We start from the raw sequence: 22,093 nt of genomic DNA on the forward strand, positions 1-22,093 counted from the left end.
ACGACAACTTCCTCGCTTCGGTCCAACTCGCATCAATCCGCATATGGTTGCGGAGTTATGAGTCGGTCACCTAGTCAGGATCGTGACGCGCGGTCGATTGTCTGCAATTGTCGCGGTTCGCAGGGAGGGCGTCCGATTGACCAACGACATGACCGAAACGCGCGCGCGTGCCGTGCTGGATGCCATCAGCAGCGCACGGTCAATCGCGACGTTCAGCGGGGGCGATCCCGATTTTACGCTGCCCGACGCCTATCAGGTTTCGGATGCTGTGATGACGGAGCGAGTGGCGCGCGGCGAGCGCGTCGTCGGCTGGAAGATCGGCTTCACCAACAGCAATATCTGGGATGAATACGACGTCCATGCGCCGATCTGGGGGCCGATGTACGACCGCACCGTGCGGCAGGTGGCGGCCGGCGGCGAGATCAGCCTTGCGGGGCTTTGCGAACCGCGGATCGAGCCGGAGATCGCGTTTCGGCTGAAAAGCGCGCCGGAGATCGGCATGGACGAGGCGGCGCTGCTCGATTGCATCGATGCGGTGACGCACGGCTTCGAGATCGTGCAGTCGATCTTTCCCAGATGGAAGTTCAAGGCGGCCGATACGGTGGCGGCCTGCGCGTTGCATGGAATGTACCTGCATGGCGAGCTTGTTTCGGTGGAAGGCGACTGGGCCGGGTGGCTGGAGCAACTGGCAGCGTTCGACATGGAGCTCGCCCGCGATGACGTGGTGGTCGATCGCGGCACGGCGGGCGACGTTCTGGGCGGTCCGCTGTCGGCGCTGCGCAGCATGGTCGACGGGATGGCGATGCGGCCGATGTCGCGGGCGCTGGCAGTGGGCGACCTGATCACCACCGGAACGGTGACGCGCGCCTTTCCCGTTTCGCCCGGCGAACGCTGGACGAGCCGCCTCGACGGGCTGCCGCTTGCCGGACTGGACGTTCGTTTTTCCGCTTGACGGAACCGCGACGCGGGCATTCCGTTGACTGGCGCACAAATCGCGCTGGAGGGTTCGCATGCGCTGGAGAGGCCGCCGTCAAAGCACCAACATCTCGGACCGGCGCGGGCAGGGCCCGGCACGCATGCCCGGCGGGTTCGGGCGCGGCGGGCCGCGCATTCCGATCCCGATCGGGCGCGCAGGCGCGGGCGGCATGTCCGGCATCGTCATCCTCGTCGTGGTCTTCCTTGTCCTCTCCTTCCTCGGGATCAACCCGATGGACATGATGGGCGGTGGCGGCTCGGCGCCGCCTTCCGGGCAGGTGACGCGCCAGCAGCCGGGCAATGACGAGCAGGCGCAATTCGTCGGCGTGGTACTGGCAGAGACCGAGGACGTCTGGAACGGCATCTTCCAGACCGAGGGTGAGACCTATCAGGAGCCGACGCTGGTCATGTTCGACGGCGCGGTGGATTCGGCCTGCGGTCAGGCCTCCTCGGCGGTCGGCCCGTTCTACTGCCCGAACGACAACCAGGTCTATATCGACCTGACCTTCTTCGACGAGCTCGCCAGCCGCTTCGGCGCTTCGGGTGACTTCGCGCAGGCCTATGTCATCGCGCACGAAGTGGGCCATCACGTCCAGAACCTGACCGGCGTGCTGCCGCGCTTCCATCAGCAGCGCCAGCAGATGGGGCAGGCCGAGGCGAACGAGATGTCGGTGCGCGTCGAGTTGCAGGCCGACTGCTACGCCGGCGTGTGGGCGCATTTCACCGAGCAGAAGGGCCTGCTCGAGACCGGCGACATCGACGAGGCGCTGAATGCCGCCAACCAGATCGGCGACGACACGATCCAGCGCCGCACGCAGGGACAGGTCGTGCCCGACAGCTTCACACATGGCTCTTCCGAGCAGCGCCAGACATGGTTTATGCGCGGCTACGACAGCGGGCGCTGGCAGGAGTGCGACACGTTCAGCGGTAATATCTAGACCATCCGGGGTTGTGCACCTCGAATGCTGCCTCTGGTAGAATGCCGTGCCCGGCCGGCGGGCCGTCGGGGCCTTGCCCCGGGCTACAGGAGGACAGCCATGAACAGGCTTCTGACCGTGGCCGTGCTGTGCGCGGCAGGCGGCGCCCTGGCCTTCCCGGCCGCTGCAGACGATGCCGAACTCATCACGAGCGCCGAAGCGGCAGCACCCGCAGCGGTTTCGAGCGGGGCGGCGATCTATGCCATGGACGACAAGGGCGAGATGCGCACCTTGCGCGAAGGGACGAACGGCTTCTGGTGCATGCCGGACAATCCGGCCTCGCCGGGGCCGGACCCCATGTGCGGCGATGCGAACTCGATGGAATGGGCGATGGCCTGGATCGGCAAGACGGAGCCGCCGCAAGGCAAGGTGGGCTTCATGTACATGCTTGCCGGCGGCAGCGACGGCAGCAACACCGACCCCTACGCGCAGGGTCCCGAAGAAGGCAACAACTGGATCGAGACAGGCCCGCACGTCATGATCGTCAATGCGATGGACATGATGGAGGGCTATCCGGACACGCCCGAGCCCGACACCACGCAGCCTTATGTGATGTGGGCGGGCACGCCCTATGCGCATCTGATGATCCCGATCGAGTGACCGGGCGGGCATACCGCGCGTGGTGACGCCCCGCGCGGGCGGGGCTCATTCGGCCAGAGCGGGCTCGCCCTTGCGCTCGCGGATGAGGTTCACGAAGCGGCGGAAGAGGTAGTGCGAATCCTGCGGGCCGGGGGAGGCTTCCGGGTGATGCTGGACGGAGAAGACCGGCTTGCCCGTCAGTGCGATGCCGCAGTTCGAGCCGTCGAAGAGCGAAACGTGGGTCTCCTCAACGCCTTGCGGCAGGGACTTCGAATCCACCGCGAAGCCGTGGTTCATCGACACGATCTCGACCTTGCCGGTGGTGTGGTCCTTGACCGGGTGGTTCGCGCCGTGATGGCCCTGGTGCATCTTTTCGGTCTTGGCGCCGACGGCGAGCGCCAGCATCTGGTGGCCGAGGCAGATGCCGAAGACCGGCAGGTCGGCGGCGATCAAATCCTTGATGACCGGGACGGCATATTTGCCGGTCGCGGCCGGGTCGCCGGGGCCGTTCGACAGGAAGACGCCGTCGGGCTGCATGGCGAGTATCGTCTGCGCGTCGGTGGTGGCGGGAACGATGGTGACCTTGGCGCCGAGCCCGGCCATCAGGCGCAGGATGTTGCGCTTGACGCCGTAGTCGATGGCGACGATGTGCATCGCCGGCTCGCCTTGCGCACCGTGGCCCTCGTTCCAGACCCAGGGGGTTTCGGACCAGACCGAGGACTGGCCGGACGAGACGTCCTTGGCCAGATCGAGGTCGAGAAGGCCCGACCAGGAAGCGGCCTTGGCCTTCAGCGCATCGAGGTCGAAATTGCGGGACGGGTCGTGCGCGATGACGGCGTTCTGCGCGCCGCGCTCGCGGATGAGGGCGGTCAGGGCACGCGTGTCGAGGCCGGAGATCGCGACGATGCCGCGCTTTGCCAGCCATTCGTTCAGGTGGCCCGCGGAGCGGTAGTTGGACGGCGCCGTGATGTCGGCCTTGAAGATCGCGCCGACAGCGCCGTGACGGCCGGCGGGCGTCAAATCCTCGATATCGTCGTCATTGGCGCCGATATTGCCGATATGCGGGAAGGTGAATGTGACGATCTGGCCGACATAGGACGGGTCGGTCAGGATTTCCTGGTAGCCGGTGAGGGCGGTGTTGAAGACGACTTCGGCGACGCGCTCGCCGGTGGCGCCAGCGCCCTTGCCCTCGATGACCGTTCCATCGGCCAGCACCAGGACGGCGGTGGGCTTCTCGATGCTCCAGGGGGCGGTTCCAGCGGCCATGCTTTTCTCCAGTCGACGTCGCGCGGGCAGTCCTTGCCCTTGAAATGAGGCGCGTTCCGGGCCATATGGCGCAACGAAACGCACGGGTCGTGCCCCATTTGGGAACACCCCGTGCAAGACTCAAGTCGGTCCATGCAGGTGGCGGACAATAGGTGAAGGCGAAAGCCGGGTCAATTGCCGGAAACTGCGGTTCGAACTTATACGAATCAATCAAATCAACGCGTTAGAGACGGGGACTGATTGCCTCGGCAATCGGCGGGCGCTATGGTCCGCTTCCCGACAGGAGAGATGAAGCCATGCGCGACAAGATCGCCCAGGCGCTGAAAGCGGCCCTCAAGAGCCAGGACAAGCGGCGCACATCGACGCTGCGGCTGATCCAGGCGGCCATCACCGATCGCGACATCGCCAATCGCGGGCAGGGCAAGGACGCCGTCAGCGACGAGGAAATCACGCAGATCCTGGCCAAGATGGTCAAGCAGCGCGAGGAATCCGCGCGCGCCTTCGAAGAGGGCAACCGGCTGGAACTGGCCGAGCAGGAGCGCCAGGAAATCGAGATCATCCGCGATTTCCTGCCGAAGCAGCTCGGCGAGGAAGACACGCGCCAGGCCTGCGCGCAGGTCATCTCCGAAGTCGGAGCCGACGGACTGCGCGACATGGGCAAGTGCATGAACGCGCTGAAGGAGAAGTTCCCCGGCCAGATGGACTTCTCCAAGGCCAGCGGCATGGTCAAGACGATGCTGAAATAGCGGTCGCCACGCGGCCTGGCGCGTCGCCTTCGGGTGGCGCGCTTTTTTTTGCCTGAACGCGACTTTCACCCATTTGGGTGATGCAACCTGCGGAAGAACCCGGCACATTTCGTGAGGGTTCGAAGCATTCGCTTTTCTCGAATTCTCCCCGAACGTACCGCCATATGCGATTTTGGGAGGGTAAGACGGGCCTTCTGACCTCTACGGGAGTCGTCTAGGCCCCTAGCGACTCCCGTTTTTTCGCCACAACCTAAGAATCGCGTCAAGGTTGCATGCCGGCCTTACCGGACGATGACGCGGCCCGACGTCGTCCCGACATAAGGCCCGGACGCGCCGATGCCGGCCGAGGCGGCGCTGCCTCGCGCGTCAACGCGCCCGTCGGTGACGGTGGCCGTGCCGGCGCCGCCGAAGACCGCGCAGCCGGGCAGGGCGATGAGGGCGATTGCGAGGGCGAGCCTAGCCAAAGATCCGCTCCCCCTGTTCGTCGATCACTTGGCGGGCCTTGCGGATGGTGGTCTCGGTCGCGTCGTCGAGCGAGGGGAAGCGGTCGGCGCGGATGAGCTTGTGCTCCTTCAGCGTGCCGTCGATCTCCTTCGAGATGACGCCGCAGGTCTGGTATTGGCCGCCCTCCTGGAAAGGGGTCGGGCGGATGGTGAAGCCCTTGTAGTCCTGGGGCTCGGCCGCAGGAGCCGTGGCAGCGGCGCCGCCACCGAACAGCTTCTTGAAGAACGACATTTTTCTCTCCTCGATTCGTGTCCAGCTTACAGGCGGGATCGGCAAAAATCCGGCGCTTATCGAGGCTCGTATCGCAAAACGCCAGCGACACCATCCGTGCCCCACGGGCGGTCATTGGGATGGGTCTGGCCGTCATTGACGACGACCGTGTCGAAATCGAATGGGCTGAGCCCGTCGATGCAGGCGACGTTGATGCCGTATTCGGTCGGGTTCGAGCGGCGGCGGTGATGGGTGTAGATGCCGCAGACGGAGCAGAACCAGTGCTCGGCGACCATCGTGTTGAACTGGTAGAGGGTCAAGAGCTCGGCGCCCTTAACGATATCGAAATCGTCCACCCGCGCGGAGACGGCGATCGCACCGCGCTTTGCACAGAGCGAACAGGTGCAGCGTCGCGCAGTGTTCAAACCGTCGACGAGCCTGACCTTGAAGCGGACGCCACCGCAGTGGCATCCGCCCGTCACGTCGTCATATGCGCTTTGGTCCATCCCGGCTCCCCTTGTCGCGCACAAGGTGGACCGGCGTGGCGCGTGTCGCAACCCTAGAGCTTGGCGATGATCTCGCGGTAGGCGGCCTCGGGGAACGCCTTCAGCGTGCGCGTCCTGACATTGCCGCCCTTGGCGAGCTTCAGCGCAAAGCGGGCCGCAACCGCATCGTCGGGCGCTTCGCAGATGGCGACGAGGTCGTGCTCGCCCATCGTCATCCAGATGTCACGAAACGTGCCGCCCATATCGGCCAGCAGCTTGCGGGCCGCGTCGAGGCGCTTGGGCGAATCACTGACATTGCGGATGCCTTCATCCGTCCAGTTCACGAGAACGATATAGGTCGTCATGCTGCACCTCCCGCGGGCCGCCGGAGCGTCGAGCGGGCTCGGCGGGCCGCTCTAGAGTTCGATCCGCCGATTATGCGCCTGTTGCAACCGGGGCGCGATCCATCGAACAGCCTACGGCATCGCTTCGGGCGCGTACTGCGCGGCGAATTCGGCGCTGGGCGGAATCGGCTTGATGATGTCGATCAGGACGCCGTTCGGATCGGCGGTGATGAAATGGCGCTGACCGAAGGCTTCGTCGCGAATGGCGAGATGGATCGGCAGGTTCGCCTGCTGCACGCGCGCATATTCTGCATCGACGTCCTTGACCTCGAAATTGAGGATCAGGCCGGAAACGCGGCCTCTGCCGATTGCGGGGATCGTCTCGTGCGATCCGTCGAGGATCGCGAGATTGACCCGACGGTGCTCGCTGGAGGTGAGATGCACGTACCAGTCGCTTTCGAAAACCGGCTTGAAGCGGAAGTGCGCGATGTAGAAGGCGGCCGATCCGGCGACATCGTCGGTCATGATCACGGGGTAATAACTAGTGGATTTCATGGCTTTCACTCCTCTCTGGAAAAACATACAATCTGCATGTCAATTGAATTAACATACAGGCTGTATGTATGCAAGAGAAAGCTGCACGTCGCTCCAATCAGGCGCGGACCGAGGCAACCCGGGCCGCGCTCCTGGAGGCGGCCCGGGCGCTGTTTGTCGAAAAGACCTTTTCCGAAACCGGCACGCCGGAGATTGTCGAACGGGCAGGGGTGACGCGTGGTGCGCTCTATCATCATTTTGCCGACAAGCAGGCGCTGTTCCGGGCGGTCGTCGAGGTGGAGGCCGAGGCGGTTGCACGCGCGATAGACGCCGCGACACCGGAGGATTTGTCAGCCAGCGACGCCCTGTTTCATGGTGGCGAGGCATTCATGGCGGCGATGGCGCAACCGGGCCGCACGCGGCTCCTGCTGCTTGACGGGCCGGCCGTGCTCGGTCGCCGGGCAATGGACGAAATCGATGCCCGCCATGGCGGTCGGACCTTGCGCGAAGGTCTGGCCATCGCGATGCGACAGGGCGCCATCCGCCGCGTGCCGCTGGATGCACTTGCGGCGCTTTTGTCGGCGGTGTTCGACCGTGCGGCGCTGGAAATCGCGGAAGGCGCCTCCACCGCAGACCAGCGGACTGCGATACAGGCCCTGCTCGCGGGCCTGAAGCGCTAACCTGCTTGCTCCCGGCCTTAATTGCGGCCAGTTTGCGGCATAGTCCTAATGGCTGCTAATGGAAACTTCCACCTGCCGGCAAGATGCCGTCGGGCGACGAGGCTTCCATCCATTTTCGACCGGACAGATATTTCCAAAGGAGCGCCGCGGTAACGTTGGCCCTCCCGTTGCCGATATCGGGTCTGGTGGAAGGACCCGTAATCGTGACCACTCGGACCAGATCGTCCACGACGCGCTTTGCCGCGCCGTTCACATTGGCCGGCATCGACCAGACCTTGCCGGCGGGCGAATATCGCATCGATCACGACGAGGAAGCGATCGACGGCCTGTCGTGGATCGCCTACCGCTCCGTTGCCACCTACATCCATCTGCCGTCGATAGAACGGGCATCCCGCCCCACCCAAATCGTGGAGATCGCCTCGGGCGATCTGGAAGCCGCGATCGCGAAGGATAGCGAGACATAATGATCAGATTTCGAGCCGAGCGCAGCGCGCGCGCGCAACCGACCCACCGCTTCTCGGTGGGGCAGATCGTCCATCTCAAGACGTGGTTCGCCATGCCGTTGCAAACCGATGAGAGCTTCAGCGTGACGGGATGTATGCCGCTTCGCAACAATGAGTTTCAGTACCGCATCCGGGCGGAAAGCGAACGCTATGATCGTGTTGCCGGCGAAGAAGCGCTCGAATTGGTCGAAGCCGCAGACGTGAAGGGGAAAAACTGATGGCCAAGGGACAGATGCGATCGAACAAAGAAGTTCGAAAGCCAAAGAAGGAAAAGGCGCCGGCAGCGCCCGAGCCGGCATTCGGCAAACAGATCAAGGATCTGGGTGCACCAGCCAAGAAGGGCGGCGCCAAGTCCTGATGGACGGCGGCACCTTCTGAGACTTCCGTAAATGAAAAACCCGGCTCGAGGCCGGGTTTTTTGTGGTTAGCTATCGAGGAAGGAGCGCAGCTTGCGCGACCGGCTCGGGTGCTTGAGCTTTCTGAGAGCCTTGGCCTCGATCTGGCGGATACGCTCGCGCGTGACCGAGAACTGCTGACCGACTTCTTCCAGCGTGTGATCGGTGTTCATGCCGATGCCGAAGCGCATGCGCAGGACGCGCTCCTCGCGCGGGGTGAGCGAGGCCAAAACACGCGTGGTCGTCTCGCGCAGATTGGCCTGGATCGCGGCGTCGATCGGCAGGATCGCCATCTTGTCCTCGATGAAGTCGCCGAGGTGGCTGTCTTCCTCGTCGCCCACAGGGGTTTCGAGCGAGATCGGTTCCTTGGCGATCTTCAGGACCTTGCGGACCTTTTCGAGCGGCATGGCGAGCTTTTCGGCCAGTTCTTCCGGCGTCGGCTCGCGGCCGATCTCGTGCAGCATCTGGCGCGAGGTCCGCACGATCTTGTTGATCGTCTCGATCATGTGGACCGGGATGCGGATCGTGCGGGCCTGATCGGCGATCGAACGCGTGATCGCCTGCCTGATCCACCAGGTCGCGTAGGTCGAGAACTTGTAGCCGCGGCGGTACTCGAACTTGTCGACGGCCTTCATCAGGCCGATATTGCCTTCCTGAATCAAATCAAGGAATTGCAAGCCGCGGTTCGTGTACTTCTTCGCGATCGAGATGACGAGGCGCAGGTTGGCCTCGACCATTTCCTTCTTGGCGATGGCCGCTTCGCGCTCGCCCTTCTGGACCTGGTTGACGATCTTGCGGAATTCCAAAATCGAGATCGCCGTCTCGGTGGCGAGGTTCTGGATCTCGCCGCGGATGTCGCGGATCGTGTCCTTCTCGTTCTTGGCGAATTCCTTCCAGCCGCGCGCCGACAGGTTGGCGATCGACTTCATCCAGTTCGGGTCGAGTTCCGAGCCTTGGTACTGCTGGAGGAAGTCCTCGCGGCGCACGCCGTAGCTTTCGGCCAGACGCAACAGGCGGCCTTCGTTCTGAACGAGACGCTTGTTGATGTCGTAGAGCTGCTCGACGAGGGATTCGATGCGCGCATTGTTGAGGGACAGCGACTTGACCGCCGTGATCAGCTCGTCCTTGAGCTTCTTGTAGGAGCGTTCCTGGCTCGACGACAGCGCGCCGGTCTGGGCCAGGCGGGCCTCGACCTGCTGGTCCTGAAGCTTGCGCAGCTTCTTGTAGGTGCCGGCGATGACGTCGAGGGTCTCCATGACCTGCGGACGCAGTTCGGCTTCCATCGCGGCCAGCGACAGATTGGCCTCGTCCTCGTCGTCGTCTTCCTCTTCGCCGCGCGTATCGCCGCCGACATTGGTGATGTCGTCGTCTTCACGGCGCTTGGACCGGTCGTCGGTCTTCGGCTTGTTGTCTTCTTCCGGGTTGCGCTCGACGATCGGCGCCTGCTTGGCCTCGGGGCCGGCATAGGTGGCTTCGAGATCGATGATCTCGCGCAGCAGGACCTTCGCCTCGTTGAGCTCGTCGCGCCAGATGATGATGGCCTGGAAGGTCAGCGGGCTTTCGCACAGGCCGGCGATCATCGTCTCGCGGCCGGCCTCGATGCGCTTGGCGATGGCGATTTCGCCCTCGCGCGACAGAAGCTCGACCGAGCCCATCTCGCGCAGATACATGCGCACGGGATCGTCGGTGCGGTCGGTCGGCTCTTTCTTGGTCGTGGTAGCAGCGACGGCCGTGCCGGTCTGCTCGGCGAGTTCGTTGGCGTCTTCCTCGGCGTCGCCTTCCTTTTCGCGGTCGCCGTCCTCGGCGTTCTCGTCATCCTCGACGACGTTGATGCCCATGTCGGACAGCATCGCCATCGTGTCTTCGATCTGCTCGGACGTGACCTCCTCGGAAGGAAGCACGGCGTTGAGCTCGTCCATGGTGACGAAGCCGCGCTTCTTGGCGAGCTTGATCATCTTCTTGACTGCGTCGTCGGAAAGGTCGAGCAGCGGACCGTCGGTCCCGCCTTCGCGCTCGTTCTCGACCTCTTCCTTCTCTTTAGTCGCCATATGTTGTTCTCCAGGCGGCCATCAGGCCATTGGAAGCCTCAGCGGCTCTCGTCACGGACATGGATGCTAGTGCGCGGATCGCGCTCGTCGATGGCGCATACGCGTGTTCACGTAAATGCGCTGTTAACCCTGGTATCGATACCGGCGTGCCCAACCCGCTCAAAACCAGTGTGCCGTCCCATCATCCGTCTTCAACGCGGGCAAGCCGCTCGTTAAGGTTCGTGGTCGTCCTGATTCCGTCATTCCGGCGGAAGGTCAAGCGGCTGTGACATGATTCGCCGCAAAAAAGCGAATCAATTGCCGGTTTTGCGGCTGGTCGGCCCGTCGTCAGGCCCGGCCCGCTCGACCCGACTGGACCCCGAAGCCTTCTATCAGCGCCTCGGTTGCCTGCACGTCGCGCAACTGGGACTGCACGTCGACGAGATGACGGTAATTCTCATCCGTCGGCTCGGTCGCGAGTGCTGTCTCGGCTGCTTTCAACTCCCTATGTAGAGACTGAGCCGCCTGCTGCAAGTATAGGGCCTGCTGAAAGGCGTCGCGGGCGTCGTCGAGCGCGGCTTCGGGCAGGGCGGTCCACAGGCCTGCGCCCTTGACCTGCAACAGCGCCCGTTCCCAGATGTCCTCGATGCCGCAGGTGCGCACGTGCTCGATGAGCGTTCCGGCCCTGGCCGTGAGCCCATGCGCGGCGGCGTCGACGACGCAGGCCTTCAACTGGCGCAGCTCGGCGCTGGTGATCGACAGGCGGTCGACCTCGTCGAAATACTCGTCGACGAGGTCGGGGTGGTTGACGAGGGTGACGAGGATGGACGTCTCGCGCAGCGGCATGGCCGTGGCGGCGCGGCGGACCATGGAGGAGCGGGCCAGCGTCTCGGAGACGGCGAAGCGCTGCTTGCCCATCTGGCCGGGCATGCCTGGACGGCCCTGTCCGCCGCCCTTTTCGAAACGCGGATTTTTCGGCCGGCTCGCGCCGAAGAAGCGGATGACGCGGTCGCGCATCTCCTGCTGGTAGTGGCGGCGGACGTCCTCGTCCTTGATCTGGAAGGTCAGTTCGCGCAGGCGCTTTTCGAGTTCGGCGCGGCGCTCGGGCGTGTCGAAGGTCGAGCCGCCGGTCTCGCGCTGCCACAGCATGTCGGCCAGCGGGCGCGCGTCCGCGACGATGGCGCGGAAAGCGTCGGCTCCCTCCGCCTTGACGAGATCGTCGGGGTCCTGGCCGTTGGGCAGGAGCGCAAAGCGCAGCGTGCGACCGGCCTGGACGAGGGGCAAAGCGAGGTCGGCGGCGCGGAACGCTGCCTTCATGCCGGCCTGGTCGCCGTCGAAGCAGAGGACAGGCTCGCCCGACATGCGCCAGAGGAGTTCGAGCTGGTTTTCGGTCAATGCGGTGCCGAGCGGGGCCACGGCGTTCTCGACGCCGGCCTGCGCGAGCGCGATGACGTCCATATAGCCTTCGACGGCGATGATGGTGCCGCCGCGCGCGACGGTGGAGCGCGCGCGGGCCAGATTGTAGAGCACCTGACCCTTGTGGAAGAGTTCGGTGTCGTTGGAATTCAAATATTTCGCGGGTGCGTCGGCTGCCATGGCGCGGCCGCCGAAGGCGATGACGCGGCCGCGCGCGTCCTCGATCGGAAACATGATGCGGTCGCGGAAGCGATCATAGGACAAGGGAATGTCGGGACCGTGGACGACGAGGCCGCAGGCCTCGATCTGGCCCTTGTCGACGCCCTTGGCTGCCAGATGCTCCTTCAGCGCATTGCGGCTTTCGGGGGCGTAGCCGAGGCGGAATTTCTGCTGGGTCGGGCCGGAGAGGCCGCGTTCGCGCAGATAGGCGCGGGCTTTCGCGCCGTCGGCCCCTTGCAGCCGGTCCTGGAAGAACTGCGTCGCCATTTCCATGACGTCGGAGAGCGAGGCGCGTTCGCGCTCGCGCTGTTCCTGCTGGACGTCGCGGGCGGGCATCGGCACGCCGGCCATGTCGGCGATGCGCTCGACCGCCTCGGGGAAGGCGAGGCCGTCATGGTCGGTCAAGAAGCGGAAATGGTCGCCGGAGACGCCGCAGCCGAAGCAGTAGTAGCGGCCCTTCTTGTCCTCGCAGTGGAAGGAGGGCGATTTTTCGCCATGAAAGGGGCAGCAGGCCCAGTAGTCGCCGCGCGGCGCGTTGGTCTTGCGGCGGTCCCAAGTGACCCGCGCGCCGATCACCGAGGAGATCGGCACCCGGTCGCGGATCTCGTCGAGGAAGGAAGGGGAAAATCGCATCTGGGTTCTGCTCGCTTTGTCCTGCATATAGAGCCGATCCGCGCGCGGCGCGAGGCGAATGCGGGTTCATGCCCGTGATTCACACTATGCGGGCGTCGCAACTGGACTATCGGACCGCGCTTGCGTGCGCGGGGCCGGCATGCGATTCCTGTTAATCGACTAAAGAAAAAGTCGCGGGCAGAACCGCGCGAGAGCAAAGCTGATTTCATGATTTCCATTTGCAGATGCTTCGAGCCGTCGCTGGCCGCCGTCCTTCCGGAGGACCGGTCGTGAGCGGGTCGGTCGTTCTCCTCAACCTTGCCGGCGCGGTCGCGCTGCTCTTGTGGGCAACGCGCATGGTGCGAACCGGCGTGGAGCGTGCCTATGGCGAGGTGCTGCGCCGGCGGCTGCGCGCGACGCTGCGCAACCCGCTCGCGGGCGTCGTTGCGGGCACGGGACTTGCGATCGCGTTGCAGAGCGCGACGGCGGTGGCGCTGCTCGTCGGCTCGTTCGTGGGATCGGGCATCGTCGGCGGCGCAGCGGGGCTCGTCGCGGTGCTCGGCGCCGATCTCGGCTCGGCCATCGTCGTCAAGATGCTGTCCTTCGATCTGAGCCTTTTGGTGCCGATCTGCCTTTTTGCCGGCACCGCCATTTTCCTGGCGACGGAACGGCGGTCGTGGCGGCAGTTCGGCCGTATCCTTGTCGGGGTCGGGCTTTTGCTCCTGTCGTTGCGGCTGATCGGCGAGGCGTCGGAGCCACTGCGCGAAAGCCGGCTCCTGCCGGTGGTCGTGGACTTCCTCGCCGCCGATCCGATTACCGCCTTCATCGTCGCGGCGATCATGACGTGGCTCTTCCATTCGAGCGTCGCGGCGATTCTGTTGATCGTCGCGCTGGCCGCGCGCGACCTGATACCGGTCGAACTCGGCATCGTCATGGTGCTCGGCTGCAATCTCGGCGGCGGGCTGATCGCCGCGATGCTGTCGCGCACGATGGCGCCGCAGGGACGCTCGGTGCCGATCGCCAATCTGGTGCTGCGCGGCATCGGCGCAGTGACGGCGCTGGCGGTCATCGCGATCGTCCATCCGCCGCTCGACCTCCTCGGCGGCTCGCCCGAAATCCAGCTCGTCAACGCGCATATCGCCTTCAACCTGGCGCTGGTGATCGTCGGGCTGCCGCTGGCGGGGATCGTTCACCGGCTGGTCAGCAGCGCGCTGACCGCGATGCAGCCCGAAGCGGTGATCGACCTCGAGGACCAGCCGGTTTCCTCGCTCGACCCGACTGTCCTCGACAATCCGCCGCTGGCGCTCGGCAATGCCACACGCGAGGTGATGGCGATCTGCGACACGGTCGAGATCATGCTGACCAATGTGATGGAGCTCTACGAAGAGGCCGACAAGCCGAAGATCGCGGCGCTGACGGCGCTCGACGACCGGGTGGACGAGCGCCATGCGGCGATCAAGCTCTACCTTGCGCGGATCAGCGCCTCGCAGATGAGCGAGGACCAGGCGTTGCGCTATCAGGAACTGCTCGGTGCCTGCGTGAAGCTCGAACAGGTGGGCGACATCATTGTGCGCAACATGCTGGCGCAGGTGAAGAAGAAGCTGGAGCGCGGCGTCGCCTTCTCGCCGGATGGGATGGACGAACTGCACGAAATGCACGCGGCGGTGCTCGCCAATGCGCGCCTCGCCTTCAACGTGCTCGTCTCGCGCGACCGGGAGACGGCACGCCAGCTCGTGCAGGAGAAGGAGCGTCTGCGCGATCTCGAAAAGCGCTCCAGCCAGCGCCATTTCGACCGGCTGCGGCGCGGAACGGCGGAGAGCGTGGAGACGAGCTCGATCCATCTCGACACGATCCGCGACCTGAAGCAGATCAACTCGCTGCTCGCCTCGATCGCCTATCCGGTGCTGGAAGAGCATGGGCTGCTGCGGGACAGCCGCCTCAAGGCCGTCTAGGTCGGGCACGTCGATATTCCGGCCGGAGCGGCCTGCAAATGGCAGCTCTCTGCGCTTCCGGTGCTCATGTACCCAAATGTACATTCCGCTCCGGTTCTCGAAATCCGTCATTTTCGGCACGCTCAGACCTAAATCTCAACGCGTCCTGAGTGCGTGCGTACCGAAAAAAGTAGAGCCCGGTCGCTGGAGGACGACCGGGCTCTGATGCCTCTCCCCGCCGGGCTGACGCCCGAGGGGGATGGGGCAGGGAACCTTGTATGTAGGAACCCTACTGAGCCTGTGCCACCGGGGCGACAAGCTGGGTGATGCGGCGGACGGCGACGCGGCGATTGCGGCGCTCTTCCGACTGGGTCTCGACCTTCAGATACTGCTCGCCATAGCCCTGGGTGACCAGGTTTTCCGGCGGGATATCGAAGAAGTCCGTCAAGGCGACGGCCACGGCTTCAGCGCGCTGGTCCGACAGGGCCAGATTGGCTTCATCCGAACCGACCGCATCCGTGTGACCTTCAATCAGGAAGGTCTCGGCCGGATTTTCCTCGAGCATCCGGGTCATCGCGTCGGCGAGGCCCTGAAGACGGGGAACTTCGCTCTGCGGGATCGAGGCGGAGCCGAAGTCGAAGGTCAGCGTGTCGAGATCGACGCGGCGTGCGATGTCACGAACGCGCGAGGAGTATTTCACCTCGTCGATCGTATAGACCTCGCGAACCTGTTCGACCGGAGGCTGGTCCAGGAACTCGTAATAGATGTCCGGGTCCTCGACGCGATTGGCCTCCAGGATGTACTGGCTGACAGGGATCGTGAGCTGCAGCGGCGGCAGGTCACGGGCCGGGTCACGCCAGCGACGCGGGCGATCGTAGTCGAAGCGACGATCGTCGGCGTAGACGAGCACGTATTCACGGCCGTCCGGCGCGAAACGCGAGCGCTGGATGACGTCGCCGTAACGGTCGCGGATGGTGACGATCTCGACGCCGTTCGGACGCACGATCACTTCACGCGTGCGGCCACGCGGCAGCTCCTCGTAATACACCTCGGACTCGCGAACGAGACGCGGGCGGTCGTCGCTCTGGATCACCGTCGTGTTGTTGAAGTTGACGATGAAGCGGTTGTCGATCTCACGAACGACCTCGGCTCCCTCGCGACGCTCACGACGACGCTCGCGGATCTCGGTCTCCTCCAGACGGCGGCCTTCTTCGGCACGCAGCGACTGGATCTCGATCGGCTGTTCGAGAACCTGGGCGTCCTGCTCGGAAGTCGGGGCAGGGCCGGCCGGACGGGCACGACGCGCGCGCTCTTCCTCGATCTGCTCGGGAGTTTCGCCGTCAGCAGCGGCTTCGGCTTCGAATGCAGCCTCGGCCTCGGCGGGCTCGACCTTCTGCGAATCGAGGATCGGAGCGAGATCGTCGGTTTCCTCGAAGGCCTGTTCCGGCGGAATTTCGACCTGCAGGGCCTCGCCGGCTTCGGCCGGCTGTTCGACGGCACCTTCGACTTCAGCTTCGCCCTCGACGGCGGCACCGCCTTCGACGGGAGCCGCGCCTTCGGCCGGAGCGGCATCCTCGGCAGGGGCTTCGTCAGCCGGAGCCGCATCCGCAGGGGCTTCCTCGGCGGGAGCCTCTTCGGCAGCAGGCTCTTCAGCCGGCGCTTCTTCTTCGACTGGGGCTTCTTCAGCTTCCGGTGCTTCTTCAGCGGCCGGAGCCTCGGCAGGAGCTTCCTCTGCCGGAGCGTCCTCAGCCGCAGGTTCTTCAGCCGGAGCTTCCTCGGCGGCGGGCTCTTCAGCCGGAGCCTCTTCTGCAGCCGGCTCTTCCTCAGCGGCGGGTTCTTCGGCCGGGGTCTCTTCTTCGGCCGGAGCCTCCTCGGCAGCCGGCTCTTCGGTGGGAGCCTCCTCGGCAGCAGGCTCTTCAGCCGGGGCTTCCTCGGCGGGCGCCTCTTCCGTGGGGGCTTCTTCCGCGGGCGCTTCTTCCTCTACGGGTGCCTCTTCGGCGGCTTCCTGAGCTTCCTGCGCTTCGCGCTGCAGGCGCTGCTCTTCGGTTTCCTCGGTTGGCGCCTGTGCGAGGATGACCGGCGCATTGAGCTGCCCATCCTTCTGCATGGCGTCGAAATCGGCCTGTGCGCCGGCGAAAGGCGCCGCGCTTAGCTGAGCGGTGGCCATGATCAGCCCGAGGGCCGTCCCGGCCAGTATCCGCGACTGTCTCTTCATTAGAGTGTGCTCCTGAAATGGGTCCCAACCCGGCTTCAACAGAAAGACCAGCTTTTTGTTCCGGTTTGGCGGGAAAACAGGCTCTTCCGGGGCCATTTGGCGGCATTGCGGCGGCAAATCGATCGAGATCGCGGACGTTGCCGCTTGACCGCGAAAGGGCGCGGGTCCACATCGGCGCCATGTCCGAACCCTTCTGGAAAACCAAAACCCTCGAGGCGATGACCACGCCTGAATGGGAATCGCTGTGCGATGGCTGCGGCAAGTGCTGCCTGTCGAAGCTGGAGGAGGAGGACACCGGCGAGATTTACTGGACCAGCATCGGCTGCCGGCTCTTCGACGCAGGCAATTGCCGCTGCTCGGACTATCCCGGCCGGCTGGCCAAGGTGCCGGATTGCGTCAAGCTGACGCCGCACAAGGTGCGCACGCTGCCCTGGTTGCCCTCGACCTGCGCCTATCGTCTGGTCGCAAATGGCGACGACCTGAAGTGGTGGCACCACCTCGTCTCGGGTTCGCGCGAGACCGTCCACGAAGCCGGCATTTCGGTGCGCGGCAAGGTGACCGCGCTCGAAACCGACATGGAGAGCGTCGACGACTATTTCGACCATATGCTGGACGAGGAGCCATAAGGCGCTTGCGCGCAGGAGGGTGCGCAGCCTACCTCACAGGCCTCGACCTCGAACGAAGGAACCCCCGATGAGCCAGACCGAAACCAAAGTCCTGATCGAGCGCTATCTCGAAGCCTTCAATGCCGGCGACGGCGCGGCGATGCTCGAGTGCCTCGACGAAGACGTCGCGCACGACATCAACGAGGGTGGCCGCGAGATCGGCAAGGACAAGTTCAAATGGTTCCTCGGCATGATGGACCGCCACTACAAGGAAGAGCTGGCCGACATCGTCATCATGACCAACGAGACCGGCAGCCGTGGCGCCGCCGAGTTCACCGTGCATGGCGAATATCTGGCGACCGCCGATGGCCTGCCCGAGGCGAACGGCCAGCGCTACTCCGTGCCGGGCGCGATCCTGTTCGAGATCGATGGCGGGCGCATCTCGCGGGTGACGACCTATTACAATCTCAAGAACTGGATCGCAGCGGTCTCGAAGGGCTGAACGGTGACCGTCACCGTCCGGCGGCTGGCGCGCGGCGAGGTCGAGGCGCGGATCGACGATCTGGCGGCGCTGCGCATCGAGGTCTTTCGGGCCTTTCCCTATCTTTACGACGGGGATGCCGGCTATGAGCGGGACTATCTGACGACATATGTGAAAGGGCCGGGCGCGGTGGTGATCGGTGCGTTCGACGGCGAGGCGCTGGTGGGGGCGGCGACGGCGTCGCCGCTTGGCGAACATCACGGCGAATTCGCCGCGCCCTTCGGCGAGCGCGGCCTCGACATCGACGACTTCTTTTACTTCGGCGAATCCGTTCTCAAGGAGGGGTATCGGGGGACGGGCATCGGCGTGCGCTTCTTCCAAGAGCGGGAGCGGGCGGCGCGCGAGCAGAATTTCGTCAAATGCGTCTTTTCGGCCGTGGTTCGCCCGGTGGATCATCCGATGCGGCCCGGCGACTACGTCCCGCTCGACGGTTTTTGGCGCAAGCGCGGCTATCGCCGGATCGAGGGGCTGGAGACGCATTACTCGTGGCGGGATGTCGGCGCCGACGAGGCGAGCGAGAAGCCGATGGAATACTGGATCAAGGAGTTCGACACTTCGACATGAACCGCGCATGAATGCGGGGTTCCGAACATGTTCAGTTTCCCGGCGCCATTCTCTCCCGATCGCCCTGAGCGACATGAGATGTCCTGATCCGCATCATCGACGAGGAGAGACAAGATGTTCAAATTCGCAAAGACGGCCGCGCTTTCCGCGCTGATCGGCCTCGGCGCCCTTGCCGCCGCGCCCGCACAGGCCAACGCGACCGGCCTTCAGTTCCACGGCAATGCCGGCAACGTCACCGTCCAGTGGGGCGGCGGCTATCGCGGCGACCGCTGGCATCGCGGCGGCCCGCGCCATCATCGCCAGGCCTGCACCCCCGGTCAGGCGGTTCACAAGGCGGCGCGGATGGGCCTTCGCAATCCGCGCGTCGTCAACGCCAACCGCAACGTGATCCGCGTTGCCGGCCGCGCCTGGCGCCACGGCCGCACGGCGATCGTCTTCGCCCGCGCGCCGAACTGCCCGGTCATCAGATAAGAGCCGCGAGACTGGTCCGCGGAAGACGAAAGGCGCCGGACCGGCATGGTCCGGCGCCTTTCGCACGTTCGGGACTATTCGGTGTCGTTCGCCTCGAGCCAGGCTTCGAGCTGCGCGATCTCGCGCTCCTGCGCCGCGATGATCTCCTCGGCAAGCGCGCGCATCTCCGGGTCGTCGCCTTCCTCGATCTGGATGCGCGCCATGTCGATCGCGGCCTGATGATGCGGGATCATGCCGCGTGCGAAGTCGATGTCGGCATCGCCCGAATAGGCCATCGCGGCCATGTCCTCGTGCATCTGGTCCATCGCCGCGCGGTAGGCCGTCGTGGATGCGGATTCGCTTTGCGCGCCGCCGTGGCCGGCATGGCCGTCATGCGCGGTCTGCGCGTGAACACCGGCGGCGCCGAGGGCGAGCAGGGTGGTCAGGGCAATAGTTCGGGCAAGCTTCATCGGGAACCATCCTCGTGTTCGATGCAATCGGATAGAAGATAGAAGTTCCAGCAGGTGGAAGCTCAACCGGAAATTCTTGGGGGGCACCGGGGCGGATGGGACGGCGGGCTAGCGCGCTGAACCTCGGATCTGCCGTTCCAGTTCGCTTCCGAGGCGCAGGATTTCATCGACGAGCAGGTCGATGTCCGCATAGCGCGTGCGGTGGTTGCAGATCGCGGCGCGCAGGCAGTGCCTGCCGCGCAGCGTCGTGTCTGAAAGCACGGCGGTGCCGTTCTCCTGAAGCCGCAGCATGATCTCCACGTTCAGGGCCTTCACGGCCGCTTCGTCCAGATCTTGCAGATCGTAGCGGAAGCAGACGATGTCGATTGGGGCCTTCGCCACCAGACGGAGCCTCGGTTCGCCCTCGATGAGACGGGCCAGATATTGGGCCTGGTCGATGTTCTGGTCGATCAGGCGTCCGAATTTCTCGACGCCATGCTCCTTGAGGCTCATCCAGACCTTGAGTGCGCGGAAGCCGCGCGAGGTCTGCAGGCCGAACTCATGCAGCCAGTCGCCCGTGGCAAGCCCCCGTGGCGCCGGCTGGAGATATTCGGGCATCGTGGCGAAAGTCTTGCGATGCGCGGCGGCGTCGCGCACCAGGCAGCAGCCGACATCGAAGGGCGCATGGAGCCATTTGTGCGGGTCGAGCGCCACCGAATCGGCGTGCTGAAGCCCGGCGACGAGCCGACGCCCGCGCGGCGCTATCGCCAGCAGTGCGCCGATGCACCCGTCGACATGGAGCCACAAATCCTCTTTCGCGGCGAGTGCGGCCAGCGCTTCCAGATCGTCGATGGCGCCCGTATTCACGGCACCGGCATTGGCGATGATACACGCTGGCTGAAGGCCCGCCGCCCTGTCCTGCGCGATGGCCGCCTCGAGTGCAGAAAGGTCGATGCGGAATTCGGCGTCGCTTGCGATGCGCCGCAGGGCGCGGTTGCCCAGACCCAGCGTTTCGACCGCCTTGCGATGGCACGAATGAATCTGGTCGGAACCATAGAAGCGCAGCGGGCGGGCGAGCGCCGCCACGCCCTCTTCGCGGATGTCGATGCCCGCCTTGACGTTGCGCGCAACGGTGAGGCCAACGAGGTTGGCGATCGAGCCGCCGCTGACGAGCATTCCGCTGGCTCCGGCTGGAAATCCGACCATCTGCTTGCACCAGTCGATGACCTGCCGTTCGATGAGGACGGCGGCATGATTGCCGCCGCCCAGATTCGAGCCCTGGATGGCGGCGATGAAATCCCCCAGGGCGCCAGTCATGTTGCTGGAGCCCATATACCAGGCCCAGAAGCGCGGATGCACGTTGCCCATCGGGTAGGGCATGACGTTTTCGGATACGGCGCGAAGGATTTCGCCGAGAGGCTGAGGTTCGCGCGGCAGCGGCTCGGTGAAGCGTTCCCTCACATCCGCCGGCATATCGCTCCAGGCTGGACGCGTTCGCACGTCCCTGAGATATGCCACCGCCTCGTCGACCACCCGATGGGCGATTCCGGCCATTTCGGGCCAGTCGACCGGGTCGAGCGTCTCTTCGGCGGCAATTGCGAGGGATGAGCGAACCGCGTCCATCATATGCTCCTTTCGAGCCTCAAGCCGCGAACTGAAAGCCCGGCGTCGACAACGACAGCGCGTGTTCCTCCTCGTCCATCTCGGTCTCGATGCCCTCGAAAAGGGGCGTCGACAGATATCGCTCGCCGGTATCGGGAAGCATGCACAGGATGACCGAGCCGGCCGGCGCGCGTTCGGCGACCTGGCGGGCGATGCCAAAGGTCGCGCCCCCAGAGATGCCACAGAAAATGCCTTCCCCGCGTGCCAGGTCGCGCGTCCATTTCATGGCCTCGGGGCCGGCGATGGGAATAATTTCATCGTAAAGGTGTCCGTCGATCGCTTCCTGCAGGACGCTCGGGATGAAGTCGGGCGTCCAGCCCTGGATCTGATGCGGCTCGAAGGCGGGATGGCTGGCTCCCGGTGCGCCGTCGCGGCCGCGCTCCTGCGCATGGCCGCTGCCGAGGAGTTGCGCGTTGGCCGGCTCGCTGAGCACGATCCGGGTCTCCGGACGCTCGCGTCGCAGCACGCGGCCGACGCCCGCAACGGTGCCGCCGGTCCCGTAGCCGGTCACGAAATAGTCGAGGCGCGACCCGGCGAAATCATTGATGATCTCACGCGCGGTCGTCATTTCATGGATATCCGCGTTGGCCGCCGTCTCGAACTGGCGGGCGAGAAACCAGCCATTCGCCTCGGCCAGTTCGACCGCCTTCTGGTACATCCCGAACCCTTTGAGCGCGCGGGGCGTCAGCACGACCTTGGCGCCGAGCATTCGCATCAGCTTGCGCCGTTCGACCGAGAAGCTGTCGGCCATCGTGACCACGAGCGGGTATCCCTTCTGGGCGCACACGATCGCCAGCCCGATGCCTGTGTTGCCGCTCGTCGCCTCGACCACGGTCTGTCCGGGCTTCAGCAGGCCGCGCCGCTCGGCGTCCTCAATGATGTTGAGCGCGAGCCGGTCCTTGACCGATCCGGCCGGATTGAAGAACTCGGCCTTCACGTAGATCGTGGCGTGGTCGACGCCCAGATTGTTGATCCTGACGGTCGGCGTGTCGCCGACCGTATCGAGGATGCTGTCGAACAGCCGGCCCCTGCCGGTGGTGGTGCGTATCGCTTCGTGCATGTGCATGATCGATCTCCTGTGTGTGTGTCGTTTTCTGCTGGACGGCGGCCCAAGGCGACGATGCCGATCACGAGGCTCAGTTAATGCGGCGATCATCCGCTGGGTCGGTGTATTCTACGCCGAATGACCCGGTCGTGCTGATCC

25 protein-coding genes are annotated in these 22,093 nt (G+C 64.8%); 13 read left to right on the forward strand and 12 right to left on the reverse strand.

Going from position 1 to position 22,093, the window contains the following annotated elements:
- The first annotated feature begins 136 nt into the window (after positions 1-136).
- The 3 genes from ACT6QU_RS11620 (at position 137) to ACT6QU_RS11630 (ending at position 2,552) form a co-directional block, all read left to right on the forward strand.
- Positions 137-952 carry a 2-keto-4-pentenoate hydratase gene (locus ACT6QU_RS11620; protein WP_444564698.1) on the forward strand — a complete coding sequence of 272 codons (816 nt, stop codon included), beginning with the start codon at positions 137-139 and terminating at the stop codon, positions 950-952.
- Between the two features lie 58 nt (positions 953-1,010).
- A complete protein-coding gene (gene ypfJ, locus ACT6QU_RS11625) occupies positions 1,011-1,913 on the forward strand; it encodes a KPN_02809 family neutral zinc metallopeptidase (protein ID WP_024588849.1) in 903 nt (300 codons plus the stop codon).
- Between the two features lie 99 nt (positions 1,914-2,012).
- Complete coding sequence (locus tag ACT6QU_RS11630; protein ID WP_444564697.1) at positions 2,013-2,552, forward strand: hypothetical protein; 540 nt, start codon at positions 2,013-2,015, stop codon at positions 2,550-2,552.
- Between the two features lie 45 nt (positions 2,553-2,597).
- On the opposite strand, the gene carA is transcribed toward ACT6QU_RS11630, so the two are convergent.
- Positions 2,598-3,797, reverse strand: coding sequence for a glutamine-hydrolyzing carbamoyl-phosphate synthase small subunit (gene carA, locus ACT6QU_RS11635; protein ID WP_444564696.1), 1,200 nt, complete (start codon positions 3,795-3,797; stop codon positions 2,598-2,600).
- A gap of 296 nt (positions 3,798-4,093) precedes the next feature.
- Between carA and ACT6QU_RS11640 the strand changes: the two genes are divergently transcribed.
- Positions 4,094-4,543 carry a GatB/YqeY domain-containing protein gene (locus ACT6QU_RS11640; protein ID WP_444564695.1) on the forward strand — a complete coding sequence of 150 codons (450 nt, stop codon included), beginning with the start codon at positions 4,094-4,096 and terminating at the stop codon, positions 4,541-4,543.
- A gap of 281 nt (positions 4,544-4,824) precedes the next feature.
- Here ACT6QU_RS11640 and ACT6QU_RS11645 read toward each other — a convergent pair whose 3' ends face one another.
- The 5 genes from ACT6QU_RS11645 to ACT6QU_RS11665 form a co-directional block, all read right to left on the reverse strand.
- On the reverse strand, positions 4,825-5,007 hold the full coding sequence (locus ACT6QU_RS11645) for a hypothetical protein (RefSeq protein ID WP_444564694.1): 183 nt from the start codon (positions 5,005-5,007) through the stop codon (positions 4,825-4,827).
- Positions 5,000-5,278, reverse strand: coding sequence for an HlyU family transcriptional regulator (locus ACT6QU_RS11650; protein ID WP_024588844.1), 279 nt, complete (start codon positions 5,276-5,278; stop codon positions 5,000-5,002). Before ACT6QU_RS11650 ends, ACT6QU_RS11645 begins: the two co-directional genes overlap by 8 nt.
- 56 nt (positions 5,279-5,334) lie before the next feature.
- The gene (locus tag ACT6QU_RS11655) at positions 5,335-5,763 is read right to left on the reverse strand and encodes a GFA family protein (protein ID WP_444564693.1); all 429 of its coding nucleotides are present in this window, start codon (positions 5,761-5,763) and stop codon (positions 5,335-5,337) included.
- Between the two features lie 53 nt (positions 5,764-5,816).
- Positions 5,817-6,107: a GYD domain-containing protein gene (locus ACT6QU_RS11660; protein WP_444564692.1), complete on the reverse strand. Its 291-nt coding sequence runs from the start codon at positions 6,105-6,107 to the stop codon at positions 5,817-5,819.
- Between the two features lie 111 nt (positions 6,108-6,218).
- Entirely contained in the window at positions 6,219-6,641 is a 423-nt protein-coding gene (locus ACT6QU_RS11665) for a VOC family protein (protein WP_444564691.1), read from the reverse strand.
- Between the two features lie 68 nt (positions 6,642-6,709).
- On the opposite strand from ACT6QU_RS11665, the gene ACT6QU_RS11670 reads away from it, so the two are divergent.
- The 4 genes from ACT6QU_RS11670 to ACT6QU_RS11685 all read left to right on the forward strand — a co-directional run bounded on the left by ACT6QU_RS11670 (position 6,710) and on the right by ACT6QU_RS11685 (position 8,161).
- Positions 6,710-7,300, forward strand: a complete 591-nt coding sequence (locus ACT6QU_RS11670; RefSeq protein ID WP_444564690.1) for a helix-turn-helix domain-containing protein — start codon at positions 6,710-6,712, stop codon at positions 7,298-7,300.
- Between the two features lie 203 nt (positions 7,301-7,503).
- Positions 7,504-7,764 (forward strand): hypothetical protein, encoded by a 261-nt coding sequence (locus ACT6QU_RS11675; RefSeq protein WP_444564689.1) that lies wholly within the window; start codon positions 7,504-7,506, stop codon positions 7,762-7,764.
- Complete coding sequence (locus ACT6QU_RS11680) at positions 7,764-8,021, forward strand: hypothetical protein (protein WP_444564688.1); 258 nt, start codon at positions 7,764-7,766, stop codon at positions 8,019-8,021. Before ACT6QU_RS11675 ends, ACT6QU_RS11680 begins: the two co-directional genes overlap by 1 nt.
- Positions 8,021-8,161 (forward strand): hypothetical protein, encoded by a 141-nt coding sequence (locus ACT6QU_RS11685; protein ID WP_444564687.1) that lies wholly within the window; start codon positions 8,021-8,023, stop codon positions 8,159-8,161. The genes ACT6QU_RS11680 and ACT6QU_RS11685 overlap by 1 nt, the downstream gene beginning before the upstream one ends.
- Positions 8,162-8,227: 66 nt before the next feature.
- On the opposite strand, the gene rpoD is transcribed toward ACT6QU_RS11685, so the two are convergent.
- Together rpoD and dnaG are read right to left on the reverse strand one after the other, a co-directional pair.
- A complete protein-coding gene (gene rpoD / locus ACT6QU_RS11690) occupies positions 8,228-10,246 on the reverse strand; it encodes an RNA polymerase sigma factor RpoD (protein ID WP_024588837.1) in 2,019 nt (672 codons plus the stop codon).
- A 327-nt stretch (positions 10,247-10,573) separates the two neighbouring features.
- Positions 10,574-12,493: a DNA primase gene (gene dnaG, locus ACT6QU_RS11695; protein WP_444564686.1), complete on the reverse strand. Its 1,920-nt coding sequence runs from the start codon at positions 12,491-12,493 to the stop codon at positions 10,574-10,576.
- A 269-nt stretch (positions 12,494-12,762) separates the two neighbouring features.
- Here dnaG and ACT6QU_RS11700 point away from each other — a divergent pair, with 269 nt between their 5' ends.
- Positions 12,763-14,424: a Na/Pi cotransporter family protein gene (locus ACT6QU_RS11700; protein WP_024588835.1), complete on the forward strand. Its 1,662-nt coding sequence runs from the start codon at positions 12,763-12,765 to the stop codon at positions 14,422-14,424.
- Between the two features lie 268 nt (positions 14,425-14,692).
- Here ACT6QU_RS11700 and ACT6QU_RS11705 read toward each other — a convergent pair whose 3' ends face one another.
- Entirely contained in the window at positions 14,693-16,618 is a 1,926-nt protein-coding gene (locus ACT6QU_RS11705) for an OmpA family protein (protein WP_444564685.1), read from the reverse strand.
- Between the two features lie 179 nt (positions 16,619-16,797).
- Here ACT6QU_RS11705 and ACT6QU_RS11710 point away from each other — a divergent pair, with 179 nt between their 5' ends.
- The 4 genes from ACT6QU_RS11710 to ACT6QU_RS11725 all read left to right on the forward strand — a co-directional run bounded on the left by ACT6QU_RS11710 (position 16,798) and on the right by ACT6QU_RS11725 (position 18,799).
- Positions 16,798-17,244: a YcgN family cysteine cluster protein gene (locus tag ACT6QU_RS11710; RefSeq protein WP_444564701.1), complete on the forward strand. Its 447-nt coding sequence runs from the start codon at positions 16,798-16,800 to the stop codon at positions 17,242-17,244.
- A 67-nt stretch (positions 17,245-17,311) separates the two neighbouring features.
- Positions 17,312-17,725, forward strand: a complete 414-nt coding sequence (locus tag ACT6QU_RS11715; RefSeq protein WP_444564684.1) for a ketosteroid isomerase-related protein — start codon at positions 17,312-17,314, stop codon at positions 17,723-17,725.
- Positions 17,726-17,728: 3 nt separating this feature from the next.
- Positions 17,729-18,328 (forward strand): GNAT family N-acetyltransferase, encoded by a 600-nt coding sequence (locus ACT6QU_RS11720; protein ID WP_444564683.1) that lies wholly within the window; start codon positions 17,729-17,731, stop codon positions 18,326-18,328.
- Between the two features lie 114 nt (positions 18,329-18,442).
- Positions 18,443-18,799, forward strand: coding sequence for a hypothetical protein (locus tag ACT6QU_RS11725; protein ID WP_444564682.1), 357 nt, complete (start codon positions 18,443-18,445; stop codon positions 18,797-18,799).
- Positions 18,800-18,873: 74 nt separating this feature from the next.
- Here ACT6QU_RS11725 and copM read toward each other — a convergent pair whose 3' ends face one another.
- The 3 genes from copM to ACT6QU_RS11740 form a co-directional block, all read right to left on the reverse strand.
- Positions 18,874-19,248, reverse strand: coding sequence for a CopM family metallochaperone (gene copM, locus ACT6QU_RS11730; protein ID WP_444564681.1), 375 nt, complete (start codon positions 19,246-19,248; stop codon positions 18,874-18,876).
- Positions 19,249-19,356: 108 nt separating this feature from the next.
- Positions 19,357-20,850, reverse strand: a complete 1,494-nt coding sequence (locus tag ACT6QU_RS11735) for a pyridoxal phosphate-dependent decarboxylase family protein (protein WP_444564680.1) — start codon at positions 20,848-20,850, stop codon at positions 19,357-19,359.
- Between the two features lie 19 nt (positions 20,851-20,869).
- Positions 20,870-21,955 carry a PLP-dependent cysteine synthase family protein gene (locus ACT6QU_RS11740; RefSeq protein ID WP_444564679.1) on the reverse strand — a complete coding sequence of 362 codons (1,086 nt, stop codon included), beginning with the start codon at positions 21,953-21,955 and terminating at the stop codon, positions 20,870-20,872.
- Positions 21,956-22,093 lie beyond the last annotated feature (138 nt).

Source organism: Aliihoeflea sp., from assembly GCF_052435475.1.
Lineage (GTDB): Bacteria > Pseudomonadota > Alphaproteobacteria > Rhizobiales > Rhizobiaceae > Aliihoeflea.